Raw genomic sequence first — 761 nt, 5'->3', positions numbered from 1 at the left:
GGTCTCCAGCGTGACGTCATCGACATGGCGCGCATAGGGCAGATGCGCGCCCGCAGGCTTCTCGCGCCGGGCAAAGCCGGGCGAGCCCGGCCCGGCGGGCTCACGCTGCGCTGCCGGCTTCTTCAGGGACGATAGGAATTGCATTGCCAGAACGCGAAGTTCCTGACCCGCGGGCAGTAGCGTACCCGCGCAATCCACAGATCGAAAAAGCGCGGCTCGCGCAGGCATACCAGCGCACCGACGAGATGGATCACGAGGCCGGCGAGGAGCACCTTGAAGCTCTTGAACATCAGGAACAGCTCAACGGTGAGGATCGCGTTGATCACGAAGTAGCTGTAGGTGACGCCCGCGAACATCTGCGGGCGGGTCAGCGCTACGAACAGCGTGTCTCGGCGTAATTCTTCTGCCACTGCGCCCCCTTCATCGCGCATCCCCCTGGCGCGATTCTCTATTCATACCTTCATCACCGCAAATCGAACGATAGCAATCGGAAATGGGCCAAAACGCGCCGGGACGAAGAGCGATCACTCAAGCCCAGAGGTGACCCTCGCCGCCGAATTACGCTCGCTTAAAGTGAAATTCCGTTCCCTCCAACGACCCGGTTCAGATTAAGCGCGAGAGAAATAATTAGCGCACCGTCACCGCAAACTATGTTGCGGCCCAAGTGCGCGCGGAAAATGCAACCTTGCGACCCTCTCATAGTTGAATTCAAACCGAGCGATCCGGGTAGATTTGATGTTAGCGGCGAAGCCGATCAGTAC

1 protein-coding gene is annotated in these 761 nt (G+C 59.4%); it reads right to left on the bottom strand.

What is annotated here, in order from left to right; genetic code table 11:
• Nucleotides 1-122 precede the first annotated feature (122 nt).
• Nucleotides 123-431, bottom strand: coding sequence for a type IV secretion system protein VirB3 (locus J7528_RS23730; RefSeq protein ID WP_291879785.1), 309 nt, complete (start codon nt 429-431; stop codon nt 123-125).
• Nucleotides 432-761: the final 330 nt, after the last annotated feature.

This window comes from Caulobacter sp., assembly GCF_017744445.1.
In the GTDB taxonomy this organism is placed as follows: domain Bacteria; phylum Pseudomonadota; class Alphaproteobacteria; order Caulobacterales; family Caulobacteraceae; genus Caulobacter.
This window is presented reverse-complemented; position numbering and strand designations above follow the sequence as displayed.

Excerpts from the sequence above, each read along its gene's own strand:
- J7528_RS23730 (WP_291879785.1), bottom strand. The coding sequence starts at position 431 with ATGCGCGATGAAGGGGGCGCAGTGGCAGAAGAATTACGCCGAGACACG.